Genomic DNA, 12,407 nt, shown 5'->3' with positions numbered 1-12,407 from the left:
CACCCGCTCGGGGCGCCGGGGCGCGGGCACGGGGGCGAGCAGGTCGCCGACCGGGGGCCGGGCGGTCCACTGGTCGAGGCGGCGCAGGGCGTCGGCCTGCACGCGGGCGAGGTCGCGTTCGTTCTCGAAGGCCCGGTAGTAGCCGCGCACCAGGGCGACCTCTTCGGCCGGGATCGGCGCGGGCGGCGGGGCCAGGCGGGGCGCCGGGCGCGGCGCGGCGGCCTGAGTGAGTTCGGGTGCCGGGACGGGCGCGTAGCGGCGGACCCGGGTGGAGCGGCGTCGGCGGGCGGCGGAGTGGCGCCCGCGCGCGGGAGTGAACAGGGCCGTCAGGTAGGCGAGGGCATACCTGAGGACGGCAGGGCTAAACTGAGCCATGTCGGCAATCCTTGTCTTGAAGGAGTGAGTTGCTGGCCACGGCCTCGGACGCGAACTAGCGTCGCGGGGCCTCCGCTTGTTGGGTTGTGTTCGCGACAAAGAGTAGGGCATGGCGAGGTCGAGGGAGGGCATTTCGGGGGAGGCGTTCGGACATTGTTCGAAAGCCGTTCCATCGACGCAGGTCAGAACCTTTCCCTAGGGGCGCGCCAGAAATCCGTGAACGGATGGGCAGAAAACTCTTTGTCGGAATTGGCCCCATTTGAGAGAAAAGTGAACCGCACGCCGAAGGGGGCGTTCCGGCGGTGCCGGAACGCCCCCTTCGGTCGGTGTCAGGAGCGGGCGGCGGGGGCCGCCGAGGCGTCCTCCGGAACCTTGCCGCGCACCACGAGGTCGCTCCACATCGAGCGCACCCGGTCCAGCCCGTAGGCGCCCGTCACCTCGGCGCGCGCCCGCTCGGCCTCGGCGGCGAAGCGGCCCTCGGACACGGTCGCGTGGATCGCCTCGGCCATGGCGACCGCGTCGTCGTGGATCCAGTGCGGATCGTAGATGGTGTCCGCCCCCGGCCACGGAAGCAGCGCGGGCACCCCGCCGGAGGCCGCGCACTCGGCCGGCGCCAGGTGGAACGACTCGTCGTCACTGGTGGAGAGCATGAAGCCCACCCGCCGCAGCCACGTGGCCACGTCGGGGCCGAACGGGTCGAACACCACGCCGGAGGCGAGCTTCTCGTCCCGCTGGATCCGCCGGTACACCCGCTCGAAGTAGGAGCGCTCCTCCGGACGGTTCCAGATCCACCAGTACTCCCACGGCTGCTTGGTCTTGACCGAGAGCGTGTACCTGGGGTCCATCCGCCGCAGCTCGGAGACCACGTCCAGCCCCCGGTCCAACCGCTTGCGCGAGGGCGCGATCCCGATCATGCCCAGCGAGTACTCCGCCCCGGCCAGCTTGGGCCGCGCCAGCTGGACGTCGTCCACCCAGTTCGGCACGACCACGACCTTCTCGGACGGCCACCCCGTGATCTCGCGCGTCAGGTCCGCGTAGTGCGGGCTCACGCACACCACCGCGTCGACCTTGCCGATGTCGAGCTTGCGCGGCCACTCCGCGTACAGCTCGAACCGGTGCAGCCGGACGATGAGCCGCTGGTCGGGCCGCTTCCACTTGGCGTAGAAGAGCGCGTTGGGCCCGCACCACTCGCAGATGACCACGTCGGCCCAGCCCGCCAGCTCGCGCGAGCGGTACTGGTCGTGGGCGTTGAGCCCCTCCCACTGGTCGATGCGCACGTCCAGGCCGGGCAGGGCGTCCAGGTACTCCGCCAGCCGGGTGAAGAACTTCAGGTCGTGGCCGGCCACGACCACCTTGAGCGGGCGCTCGGGATCCGCCCCCTCCGGCGCGGTGAGCAGGGCCTCGGACAGGTAGCCGCGCAGCCGCTCGGCCGCCCGCTCCAGCGCGTGCGCCTCCGCCGCGTCCCGGCACCGCCGCGCCGCGTCCGCGTACAGCTCGCGGTCGGCGTAGGCCCGGGCGACCACCTCGGCGACCGAGGCGATGTCCGCCCCGGCGAAGAGCGGGTAGTCGGCGCCCAGCAGCGCCTCGTGCATGGGCGTGCGGTTGAGCACGACCGGCAGGCCGAGCGCGCCCAGCTCCAGCACCTTGGTGGACAGCTCCAGGCTCGCGTCCATGGACGGGTCGCGCCAGGACAGCCCGAAGTCGCACTCGGCGGACTGGCGGAGCGCGTCGGCGCGCGCCATGCCGCCGCGCCAGTCCACGTGCTCGGTCGACTCCAGGGCCCGTCGCATCCGTTTGGACCAGTCGGCGGGCTCGGCGTGGATCTTGTCGCCGATCATCACCATCTCGGCGTCCACGCCCAGCTGTGCGAGCCGCTCGGGCAGCTCGGTCATCTCCAGGGTGTTCCAGCGCGGCGCGAACTTGCCCGTGTAGGCGATGCGGGTGCGCGCGTGCACCTGGCCGTCCGCCTGGACGCCCTCGGGCACCACGACCACGGGCGGGAACAGCACGGAGCGCCCGCACGCGGCGGGAACCGACGACTCCAGGAACGCGCGCAGCTCCTCGGTCTGGCAGAGCAGGAACCGGGAGGCCAGCGCGATCTCCGTGAGCTCGGCGGTGGAGGTGGCGCTCAGTTCGCCGACGCTGTGCGGGAAGTCGGTGAGGTAGGTCCACAGCCGTCCGGTCAGGGCCTCCTCCTGGGCCGCGAGCCCGGCCAGGCGGCGGCCCCGGACCACGACGAGGTCGAAGGCGCGGCGCTCGTGCTGCTTGGTGATGAGCTCGACGGCCTGCTCCGGGGTGAGCCCGCGCGGACCCCGGTCGGGCACGAGGTCGTCCTCGTAGGGGCGCAGCAGCCGGATGCCGGGCACGTCGGCCAGCGGTGCGACCAGCCGGTCGGTGCGCACCGGCGCCTTGAGCAGGAGGGTCACCTCGCATCCGGCCGCGGCCAGGGCCTGCGCCATCGACTGGGCCCAGATCGCCGAGCCGTCGATGATGTTGAGGTCCACGTCCCCGTACAGGAGCGCGCGCGGAGAAGGTGTACTCACGTTCTTCCCTTCGGATGCTTTCGGGTGTCCCGCGCGGAGCGGTCAGTGCGACGGGGGATCAACCGATCGCGCCTGTCGATGCGTCGGCGGCGCTGTGGGCGGAACCGTCCGCCCCGCCTCCGGGCGCCGTGCCGTGGTCCGGCCCCAGCGCCAGCAGGCGGTTTCCGCGCCGGTTCCACTCGGCCGGGTTCCAGCCGCGGCGCAACAGCGGGGTCCTGGCGAGTTCCGGTGTCACGGCACTCACGAAAACATACTGGGTGCCGCCGGTGCGGGCGCGGTCGAAGAAGCCCTGCCCGCGCGCGTCGCCGCCGGTGTCCTCGCTGCCGTCCGAGGCCGGGGCGCCCACGGCGTCGGCTCCCGAGCACTCGGCCGCGCACACCAGGTCGGCGAGGCGGTCGGCGCCCACGCGCCCGGTCCACGGGTAGGCCCACGGGGCGGTGGCGCGCTCGGCCAGCGCGGCCCAGCCGTCGGTGCCGAGCGCGCCGATGCGGGGCCGGTCGCCGTCGCGGGTGAGCTCCTCGGGGGTGTCCGGGGCGCTGAAGCGCGCCGAGCGCACGATCACGCCCTCGGCCCGCAGCCGCTGCACACCGGGCAGGCGGGCGGCGGCACCGGGCACCACGACCTCGGTCGGGCGCAGGGTGGCCGCGAGCAGGTCGTCGGCGAGCTGGTCGGCCTCGGCCTCGCCCGCGGGGTCGGCCAGGACGGCCACCGCGCGCCCGCGCAGCGGCAGTTCCGCGCCGGGCGTGTCGGTGTCCAGGTCGAGCCCCTCCAGGATCTCGGCGAGGCGCACCGGGGTGGCCGCGTCGAAGAACACCTGGCGGAGCATGGTGCGCTGTTCCGCCGAGCTGGGCACGGCGGCGCGCAGGCGCGGCACGGACACCGCCAGGTCCTCGCCGCCGGTCCGCGCCGGGTCGGTGTGCGCCACCACGTGGGTGCCGCAGGCCCAGGCCCGTCGGCGGACGCGTTCGTGGTCGGGACCCGTGCCGGGGATGACCGCGACGTTGGCGGCGCGCAGGGCGTCGGCCAGGCCGGGCGAGTCGACGTCGGTGACACCGGCTCCCAGGTCGGTGAGCAGGTCAGGGACGCGGTCGCCCGCCCCGGCTCGGACGTAGACCGCCTCGGGGCCGCGGACGAGGTCGGCGGCGACGGGGTTGAACTGGTGCAGGGGCACCCCGGCGTCGCCGTTGTGGATCCGGTCGAAGCCGAGCGCCCGCAGGGCGGGCGGCGCCGGTGCGTCGTCGAGCAGGACCGCGGGGATGCCGCGGGCCGCGGCCGACTCCAGGACCCAGTGCAGGGCCCGGGTGCGGTCCACCACGGCGGGGTCGCCCACGTGGGCCCACGGGGAGCCGGGGGCGGCCGCGGAGGACGAGACCAGGACCAGGTCCACGTCCACGCCGTCCATGACGATCTGGGCGTCGTGCGGGCGCAGCGGGACCGTCCGCACGTAGGGGTCGACGGCCTGCTGGATGGCGGGGCCGACGACGGTGGCGACGACGAGCAGGTCCTCGCGCCCGCCCACGACGCCGGTGAGGAGGCGGGCCTCCTGGCGTTCGGCGTCGAAGGAGCGCACCGGCTCGGCGCCCGGCCGACGGCGTTCGGTGTGTCGGGTGGTGCCGCTGCGGCGCCACAGACGGTAGAGGTCACGCGGGAGCCTGACCAGCGAGCGGCCGGGCCGCTTGGCGGCCGCGGTCAGGGCCCGTCCCACCTGAAGCGAGGTGGAGCCCTCCACGGCGGCCAGGCGCGAGCGCGCCTCCTGGAGTTGTGCCTCGCGCTCGGCGAGGGCCTGCCGGAGCTGTTCGGTCTGGCTCTGTTCACGCCGTTTCACGGTCTGCCACCTTGCTTTGTGGTCGGATCGGCGAACCCGCCGCGTTCGTCGCGTGTGTCGGTTCCGACGGTGCCGGGTGGTGTCCCCGGCGCGTCCCCGGCCTGGTCCGGATGCCCAGGGCCAGGCGGAACGCGGGCCCGGAGGGCCGTCTCCGCGACACCGCCGGGTGGTGTGTCCGGCGTGTCCCCGGCCTGGTCCGGATGCCCAGGGTCAGGCGCACGGACCGGTGCTGGGGCCGAAGGCCCTCCGCCGAGGACGGCCCGTCCCGGTGCGGGGCGTCCCCGACGGGCGGTGGGCGACGGCCGGACCCGGCCGGTGGTCTGGGGGAGGGTGGTGACGAGCATGGCATGGGATCACCTGGACCACTGGGTGAGGATGGTGGCGATGCGCTCTCCGGCGTGCCCGTCCCACAGGGGCGGGGCGCTGCCGACGCGCTCGGGGGTCTGGCCGTGCAGGACCTTGGTGACCGTCTGGAGGAGGTCGGCCTCGGTGACGAGCTGGTTGGTCCCGTGGGTGATGGTGACGGGCCGCTCGGTGTTGGGCCGCAGGGTCAGGCAGGGGACGCCGAGGATGGTGGTCTCCTCCTGGACGCCGCCGGAGTCGGTCACCACGGCCGCGGAGCCGCGCACGAGGGCGACGAAGTCGAGGTAGCCGAGGGGCTCCAGCAGGTGGACGCGCGGGTGGTCGCCGAGCCCGGCCCGCTCGAAGGCGGCCTTGCCGCGCGGGTGGACCGGCATGACGACGTCGACCTGGTCGGCGATCTCGTGCAGCCGCTTGGCCAGGAGGGCGGCGGTGTCGGGGTCGTCGACGTTGGCGGGCCGGTGCAGGGTGGCGGCGACGTAGCGCTCGGGCAGGTCGAGCCGCGTGCGCAGGGCGTCGGCGTCGAACCGGTCGAGGTTGGCCAGCAGCGTGTCGATCATGGGGTTGCCGACCAGGTGGACGCGGTCGGTCGGCACGCCCTCGGCGGCCAGGTGGCCGATGGCCTCGGGACTGGTCGCGAAGCACAGGTCGCTCAGCTGGTCGGTGACGCGCCGGTTGACCTCCTCCGGCATCGTGTTGTCGAAGGAGCGCAGTCCGGCCTCCACGTGCGCGACGGGCACGCACAGTTTGGCGGCGACCAGGGCGGCGGCCACGGTGGAGTTGACGTCGCCGTAGACGACCACCATGCCCGGCCGGCGCTCGGTGAACTCCTTCTCCAGCCCGACCATGAGGGCGGCGGTCTGCGCGGCGTGCGAGCCCGATCCCACCCCGAGGTCGACGTCCGGCGTGGGCAGGCCCAGGTCGCGGAAGAACACGGCCGACATCCGGTCGTCGTAGTGCTGCCCGGTGTGGACGACCGACTGGTGGGCCCCTCGCCCGCGCAGGGCGGAGACGACGGGCGCGGCCTTGACGAAGTTGGGGCGCGCGCCGACGACGTGCACGATCCCGGTGTCCTGGCTACCAAGGGGGGCGCTCGTTGCCACGTCTGTCACGTTTCCTTCTGTTGGAGTGGAGTTTGCCGTGTGATGGGATTCTTCGGGACGAACAGGACACCGAGCCGCCGTGAGCGGCGTTCCTTGCCCCAGCCGTCCCGCCCGTGTCGCCGTGGTGTCACCACCTGGTCACGTCCGCGTGGTTGTGTGACTGACCGTGCATGACACCCAGACTTCCCGAACCCGCGCTCCCCGCCCGCGCACCCGCTGGGTGCGGGCCGGGACGTTCACACTGTCGTTGGCCTGGCGACACCTGAGGGCCGACCCCGCCCGTCTGCCGCTGCTCGCGCTGCGGCTGCTGCCCGGCCCCGTCCGGCGCGCGGTGCGGGCCGCGGCCACCCGGTGCGGGGGCCTCGCCCGTGCCTACGCGCTGTGGGACCGGGGGCGTCGCGAGGACGCCCGCGCGTCGGTCCTGTCCGCGGCGCGGGACGCCTCCCCCCGCCGGATCGGCCGCCTGCTGGCGGCCTGCCTGGCGGCGGGTGACGCCGACACCGCCCGCGCTCTGGTGAACCTGCTTCCAGAGGGGCGGTACCGGGACGCCGCGGAGTACCGGACGGCCGTGGCCACCGGACGTGCCGTCCCCGTGTCCTCGTCGCCCGACCATCACGGAATCACGTTAACCCGCGATGCCCCAACGCGGCCCGACGACACGGTGAACGCTGGGCGACCGCCCGTACCGACAGGTGAACGGTGGCGTGTGGCCGACGATCCGGCCTCCCCCGGGGCGGGGCTGCGCGTCCTGCACCTGGTCACCAACGCACTTCCCTCGACCAACGCGGGGTACACGCAGCGCACGCACAAGATCGCGGTCGCCCAGCGCGAGGCCGGGATGGACGTGCACGTCGTCACCAGGGCGGGGTTCCCGCTGACCAAGGGCGTGCGCGACGCGCGCACGCTGGTGCGCCTGGACGGCGTCACCTACCACCGGCTCATCCCGTGGACGGCTCCGGCCGACGCCGCCGAGGAGCTCGCGGTGGGCGTGCGCATGGCGTCGGAGCTGGTCGAGAGCTTGCGGCCGCACGTGCTGCACGCCGCCAGCAACCACCACAACGGCCGTCTGGCGCTGGAGCTGGGACGGCGCTTCGGCCTGCCGGTCGTCTACGAGGCCCGGGGCTTCCTGGAGGAGTCCTGGCTCTCGCGCGACCCGTCCCGGAGTGTCGATGACGCCTTCTACCAGTCCGAACGCGCCAACGAGACGGCCTGCATGCTGGCCGCCGACCTGGTGGTGACGCTGGGCGAGACGATGCGCGCCGACATCGAGGCGCGGGGGGTGGCCCGCGAGCGGCTGCTGGTCGTGCCCAACGCGGTGGAGGCGTCGTTCCTGGACCCGCTGCCCTCGGGCGCGCGGGTCCGGGAGGGCCTGGGCATCGGCACCGACGCGTTCGTGGTGGGCACCACGACCAGCTTCTTCGGCTACGAGGGCCTGGAGGTGCTGGTGGACGCGGTCGCCCTGATGCGCGAACGCGGGGAGCGGGTGCACGCCCTGCTCGTGGGCGACGGGCCCGAACTGCCGGTCCTGCGCGACCGCGCGCGGTCGCTGGGGCTGGAGGACGCCGTGCACTTCCCCGGCCGGGTCCCGGCCGACCAGGTGCGTGCCCACCACGCGGCCCTGGACGTGTTCGCCGTGCCGCGCCGGGACGAGCGGGTGTGCCGTCTGGTGACACCGCTCAAACCGGTGGAGGCGATGGCCGGCGGGCTCCCCGTCGTCGCCAGTGACCTACCGGCATTGCGAGAGATCGTGGAACCGGGGGTGACGGGCGAGTTAATTCCGGCGGGCGAATCGGCAGGTCTCGCCGATGCTCTGACAAAACTCGCCTACAGTCGGGAAAGGCGGATCTCCTACGGCCGAGCAGGCCGGAGCAAGGTCGGTGCGGATCGCACCTGGACCGAGGCCGCATACCGCTACAACCAGGCGTATCGGATTCTTCTCCGTACATTGTCCGGACCAGGCCAGAATCCGTGACCGAGGGCATCGAGTACCTAGACTCGGACGTCCAAGCGCACTGTGTGACAGCAGGCAGTCCTTGTTCATCGACGCCCGTTCACCAATGAATGCGAGTGTGACCGCGAAGTGGATGCCGCAGCCTCCAAACCAGCCACAGCCACCGTTTCCGAGCAGTCGTCCGGCGGTGCCGCCAGCGACCTGGTCGTCCTGGGACTCGGCTACGTCGGTCTGCCCCTGGCGGCCGAGGCCGTCTCCGCGGGGCTCAAGGTCACCGGCCTGGACCTGAGCGAGCACGTCGTCTCCGGCCTCAACCAGGCGGTCTCGCACGTGGACGACCTCTCCAGCGAGGACGTCGCCTCGATGCTGGAGCGCGGTTTCACCGCCACCGCGGACCCGTCCTGCCTGGCCACCGCGCGCACCGTCGTGATCTGCGTGCCCACCCCGCTCTCACCCGAGGGCGGACCGGACCTGGGGGCGGTGACCTCCGCGTCCAGGACCATCGCCGAGCACCTGCGCCCCGGCACGCTCGTGATCCTGGAGTCGACGACCTACCCCGGCACCACCGAGGAGGTCGTGCGCCCGCTCCTGGAGGAGTCCGGCCTGGTCGCGGGAAGCGACTTCCACCTGGCCTTCTCGCCCGAGCGCATCGACCCCGGCAACGCGACCTTCGGGGTGGCCAACACCCCCAAGGTCGTCGGCGGCCTCACGCCCGAGTGCGGGGAGGCGGCCGCGGCGTTCTACGGCCACTTCGTGAACACGGTCGTGCGCACCCGGGGCACCCGGGAGGCCGAGATGGCCAAGCTGCTGGAGAACACCTACCGCCACGTCAACATCGCGCTCGTCAACGAGATGGCCATCTTCTGCCAGGAGCTGGGCGTCGACCTGTGGGACTCCATCGCGGCGGCGGCCACCAAGCCGTTCGGCTTCCAGGCCTTCTACCCCGGTCCGGGCGTGGGCGGGCACTGCATCCCCATCGATCCCAACTACCTCTCCTACAAGGTCAAGACCCTCGGCTACCCGTTCCGGTTCGTCGAGCTGGCCCAGGAGATCAACGGGCGCATGCCCTCCTACGTCATGCAGCGGGCGCAGGAGCTGCTCAACGAGTCCGGGCTGGCGCTGTCGCGGTCCAAGGTGCTGCTGCTGGGGGTCACCTACAAGGCCGACATCGCCGACCAGCGCGAGTCGCCGGCGCGTCCGGTGGCGCGCAAGCTGGCCGCCAAGGGCGCCACGCTGACCTACCACGACCCGCACGTGGACTCCTGGGAGGTCGACGGGGTGAGCGTGCCGCGCTCGACCGACCTGGACCAGGCCCTGGCCGACGCCGACCTGACGATCCTGCTCACCGACCACGCCGAGTACCGGCCCAAGCGGCTCGCGGAGTACGCCCGACTGCTCCTGGACACCCGCGGGGTGCTGCGCCGGGAGGAGCCCGAGCCCGACGCCTCGGTGCCCGCCCAGGCCCGCAGCAAGGTCCTGCGCGAGGGGCTGCGGGTGCTCTGACCGCCCACGTCACGCGCCACATGAGGGGCACGCCGACGGACGTCACCCGACCGTCCACCGGCGTGCCCTGTCGCGTTCACCCGGCCGCGACCGAAGGTTCACCCGATCACCCCCGTGTGTCCACCCTGGTTTCCTCGCCCGGATTCCGCTGGTGAATACCGTGTCGATGAGCTGGTCCAGCCTGATTTGAGCGGATCATCGATACGGGGTGTCACGTTTCGGGCACCTCGCGACCCATCCGGTGACACACGTAGGTGATCTTCATGCACGCGCTCGTGGCCACGGTTGTGCACCACCCCGAGGACGCGCGGATCCTGCACCGACAGATCCGCGCACTGCTGGACGCGGGTCACACGGTGACCTATGTGGCCCCGTTCCGGGAGTGCGGGGTGACCCCCTGGGACGAACTGCGCTCGATCGACGTCCCGCGCGCCTCGGGACGCGAACGGCTCGCGTCGCTGCGGGCCGCGCGCGCCGTCCTCGCCGAGCACGCTCCGCAGGCCGACCTCCTGCTCTTCCACGACCCCGAACTGCTGCTGGCGCTCCCCTCCCGCCGCCCGGTGACGGTGTGGGACGTCCACGAGGACACGGCGGCCGCGCTGCTCACCAAGCCGTGGGTGCCCCGGCCGCTGCGCCGCCCGCTGGGCCTGGTGGTCCGCTCCTTCGAGCGGCGGGCCGAGCGCCGGATGAAGCTGCTGCTGGCCGAGGAGGGCTACCGTTCGCGGTTCCGCCGCCAGCACCCCGTGGTGCCCAACACGACCGAGGTCCCGGAGCGGCCGGCGCGCGAGCCCGGCGACGACCGCGTCGTGTACCTGGGGCACGTCTCCCTGGCGCGCGGCGCCCAGGAACTGGTGGAACTGGGGCGCACGCTGCGCCCGCACGGGGTGCGGCTGGACGTGATCGGCGGTGCCGACGCCCGGGTGCGCCCTATGCTGCGGGAGGCCCAGCAGGCCAACGAGCTGAACTGGTACGGGTTCGTCCCCAACGACCGGGCACTGCGGATGTGCGCCGGGGCGACCGCCGGGATCAGCATGCTGCACGACGCGCCGAACTACCGGCACTCGATGCCGACCAAGGTCGTGGAGTACATGGCGCACGGCCTGCCGGTCGTGACCACGGCGAACCCCATGGCGGAGGCGCTGGTGACGGGCCGCCCGGAGGGCCACGCAGGCCGGGTGGTGCCGTTCGGCGACGTGCGCGCGGCGGCCGAGGCTGTGCTGGAGCTGCGCGGCGACGAGGAGCTGCGCCGGTCGATGGCGCGGACGGGCCACGAGATCGCCCAGACGTCCTTCCACTGGCCCGTCCAGGCCCGGCTGTTCGTCAAGCAGTTGGAGGAGTGGGTGGCCGAGCGGTCCGGCCCCGCGCCGAGCGTACCCAGACCGCGTCCCCGTCCCCAGCTGGTGGAACGTGAGAGCGAGCACACCCGCTCGACGCGAGAAATATCTTCCTAGTCAACGAGGTTGTGCCCCGCGTCGGCCACCGCCGGTGGCCGACGCGCCCCGCACGCACGACCGAGGACGAACATGACGCAGCTGGCACTCGACAAGGTCGCCCAGGACCTGTTGTTCCGTGACGCTCGCACCGCCAACTCCTTCACCGACGAACCGGTGACCGACGAGCAGGTGCGCGCCATCCAGGACCTGGTCAGGTACGGCCCGACGGCGATGAACACCCAGCCGCTTCGGGTGACCGTCGTCCGCTCCCCCGAAGCCCGTGAGCGCCTGGTCCGGCACATGGCGGGCAACAACGCCCCCAAGACCTCGACCGCGCCCCTCACCCTGGTGCTGTCGGCCGACACCGACTACCACCTGCACCTGGACCGCACGTTCCCGGTCATCCCGGGTGTCGGTGACTCGCTGGCCGCCAACGCGGACAAGCGCGAGGCGGACGCCCGGTTCAACGCGCTCCTGCAGATCGGCTACCTGATCGTGGGCGTGCGCGCGGCCGGCCTGGCGGCCGGTCCGATGACCGGGTTCGACGCGGAGGGCCTGCGCACGGAGCTCTTCGGCGCGGACTCCCCGCTGCGGCCGCTCGTGGTGATGAACATCGGCCGTCCCGGCCCGGACGCCTGGTTCGACCGCCTGCCCCGCCTGGAGTACGACGAGGTCGTCACCGAGATCTGACCACGCGCGCACAGGGGCCGCACACCCTTGCGCGGGTGTCCGGCCCCTGTCGTGTGTCCGTGTCCTACTGCTGCGGCGGCGGACCCCACTGGCCGCCCTGCGGGGGCTGCTGGGGGGTCTGCGGCTGCTGGGGAGGCTGGGGCTGGTGCGGCTGCTGCTGTGGCGCCCACTGGGCCCCCTGCTGGGGGTACTGGGTCTGCTGGGGCGGAGTGTTCTTCGTCGACGCCTTGACGATCACGAAGATCAGCACACCGATGCCGACGGCGAGCAGGAGGACGACCAGGGCGATCATCACCAACGCGATTCCGGAAACCATGAACATGCAACTCCAAGAACGGAACGACGGCGCGTCCTCCACACGCCGTGGCCCTCATCCTGCCACGCCCGTCCAGAGCCCAGGGCCCGCCGGTGAACGGTCACCGGCCGTCGTCGCCGCACAGTCGTCATCCGCCGTTGCCGTACGGTCACCGGTCACCGGCCGTCCATGACACTTGGCAGTGGACCGCTACCAGCGCCGGTCACCGGTCGTCCGTACCGTCACCGGCGCCGCTGGGCGGTCACCGCTCGTCCATGACGCCGGGCCATCGTCACCAGCGCCGTTGGACGGCGATCGGTCGGCGGTCA

At 72.8% G+C, this 12,407-nt stretch carries 9 protein-coding genes; 4 read left to right on the top strand and 5 right to left on the bottom strand.

The window, feature by feature from the left end:
* The 4 genes from ADL05_RS05570 to wecB all read right to left on the bottom strand — a co-directional run.
* The coding region (locus ADL05_RS05570) for a hypothetical protein (protein WP_053615765.1) at nt 1-375 on the bottom strand (375 nt) is incomplete at its 3' end.
* Between the two features lie 329 nt (nt 376-704).
* A complete protein-coding gene (locus ADL05_RS05565) occupies nt 705-2,891 on the bottom strand; it encodes a glycosyltransferase (RefSeq protein ID WP_053615793.1) in 2,187 nt (728 codons plus the stop codon).
* 85 nt (nt 2,892-2,976) lie between these two features.
* On the bottom strand, nt 2,977-4,743 hold the full coding sequence (locus ADL05_RS05560) for a hypothetical protein (protein WP_053615764.1): 1,767 nt from the start codon (nt 4,741-4,743) through the stop codon (nt 2,977-2,979).
* Between the two features lie 353 nt (nt 4,744-5,096).
* Nucleotides 5,097-6,206 carry a non-hydrolyzing UDP-N-acetylglucosamine 2-epimerase gene (gene wecB, locus ADL05_RS05555; RefSeq protein WP_053615763.1) on the bottom strand — a complete coding sequence of 370 codons (1,110 nt, stop codon included), beginning with the start codon at nt 6,204-6,206 and terminating at the stop codon, nt 5,097-5,099.
* A gap of 247 nt (nt 6,207-6,453) precedes the next feature.
* Between wecB and ADL05_RS05550 the strand changes: the two genes are divergently transcribed.
* From ADL05_RS05550 to ADL05_RS05535, 4 genes are all read left to right on the top strand, one after another.
* Complete coding sequence (locus tag ADL05_RS05550) at nt 6,454-8,178, top strand: glycosyltransferase family 4 protein (RefSeq protein ID WP_231640612.1); 1,725 nt, start codon at nt 6,454-6,456, stop codon at nt 8,176-8,178.
* A 108-nt stretch (nt 8,179-8,286) separates the two neighbouring features.
* Entirely contained in the window at nt 8,287-9,660 is a 1,374-nt protein-coding gene (locus ADL05_RS05545) for a nucleotide sugar dehydrogenase (RefSeq protein ID WP_053615761.1), read from the top strand.
* 263 nt (nt 9,661-9,923) lie between these two features.
* Entirely contained in the window at nt 9,924-11,111 is a 1,188-nt protein-coding gene (locus ADL05_RS05540) for a glycosyltransferase (RefSeq protein ID WP_053615792.1), read from the top strand.
* 72 nt (nt 11,112-11,183) lie between these two features.
* The gene (locus ADL05_RS05535; RefSeq protein ID WP_053615760.1) at nt 11,184-11,783 is read left to right on the top strand and encodes a malonic semialdehyde reductase; all 600 of its coding nucleotides are present in this window, start codon (nt 11,184-11,186) and stop codon (nt 11,781-11,783) included.
* A gap of 64 nt (nt 11,784-11,847) precedes the next feature.
* Here the strand turns inward: ADL05_RS05535 and ADL05_RS31000 are convergent, their stop codons facing one another.
* The gene (locus ADL05_RS31000; protein ID WP_197285691.1) at nt 11,848-12,099 is read right to left on the bottom strand and encodes a hypothetical protein; all 252 of its coding nucleotides are present in this window, start codon (nt 12,097-12,099) and stop codon (nt 11,848-11,850) included.
* Between the last annotated feature and the right edge of the window lie 308 nt (nt 12,100-12,407).

The organism is Nocardiopsis sp. NRRL B-16309, assembly GCF_001279585.1.
Lineage (GTDB): Bacteria > Actinomycetota > Actinomycetes > Streptosporangiales > Streptosporangiaceae > Nocardiopsis.
The sequence above is the reverse complement of the archived record's forward strand: the minus strand, read 5'-3'. Positions and strand labels throughout refer to the sequence as shown.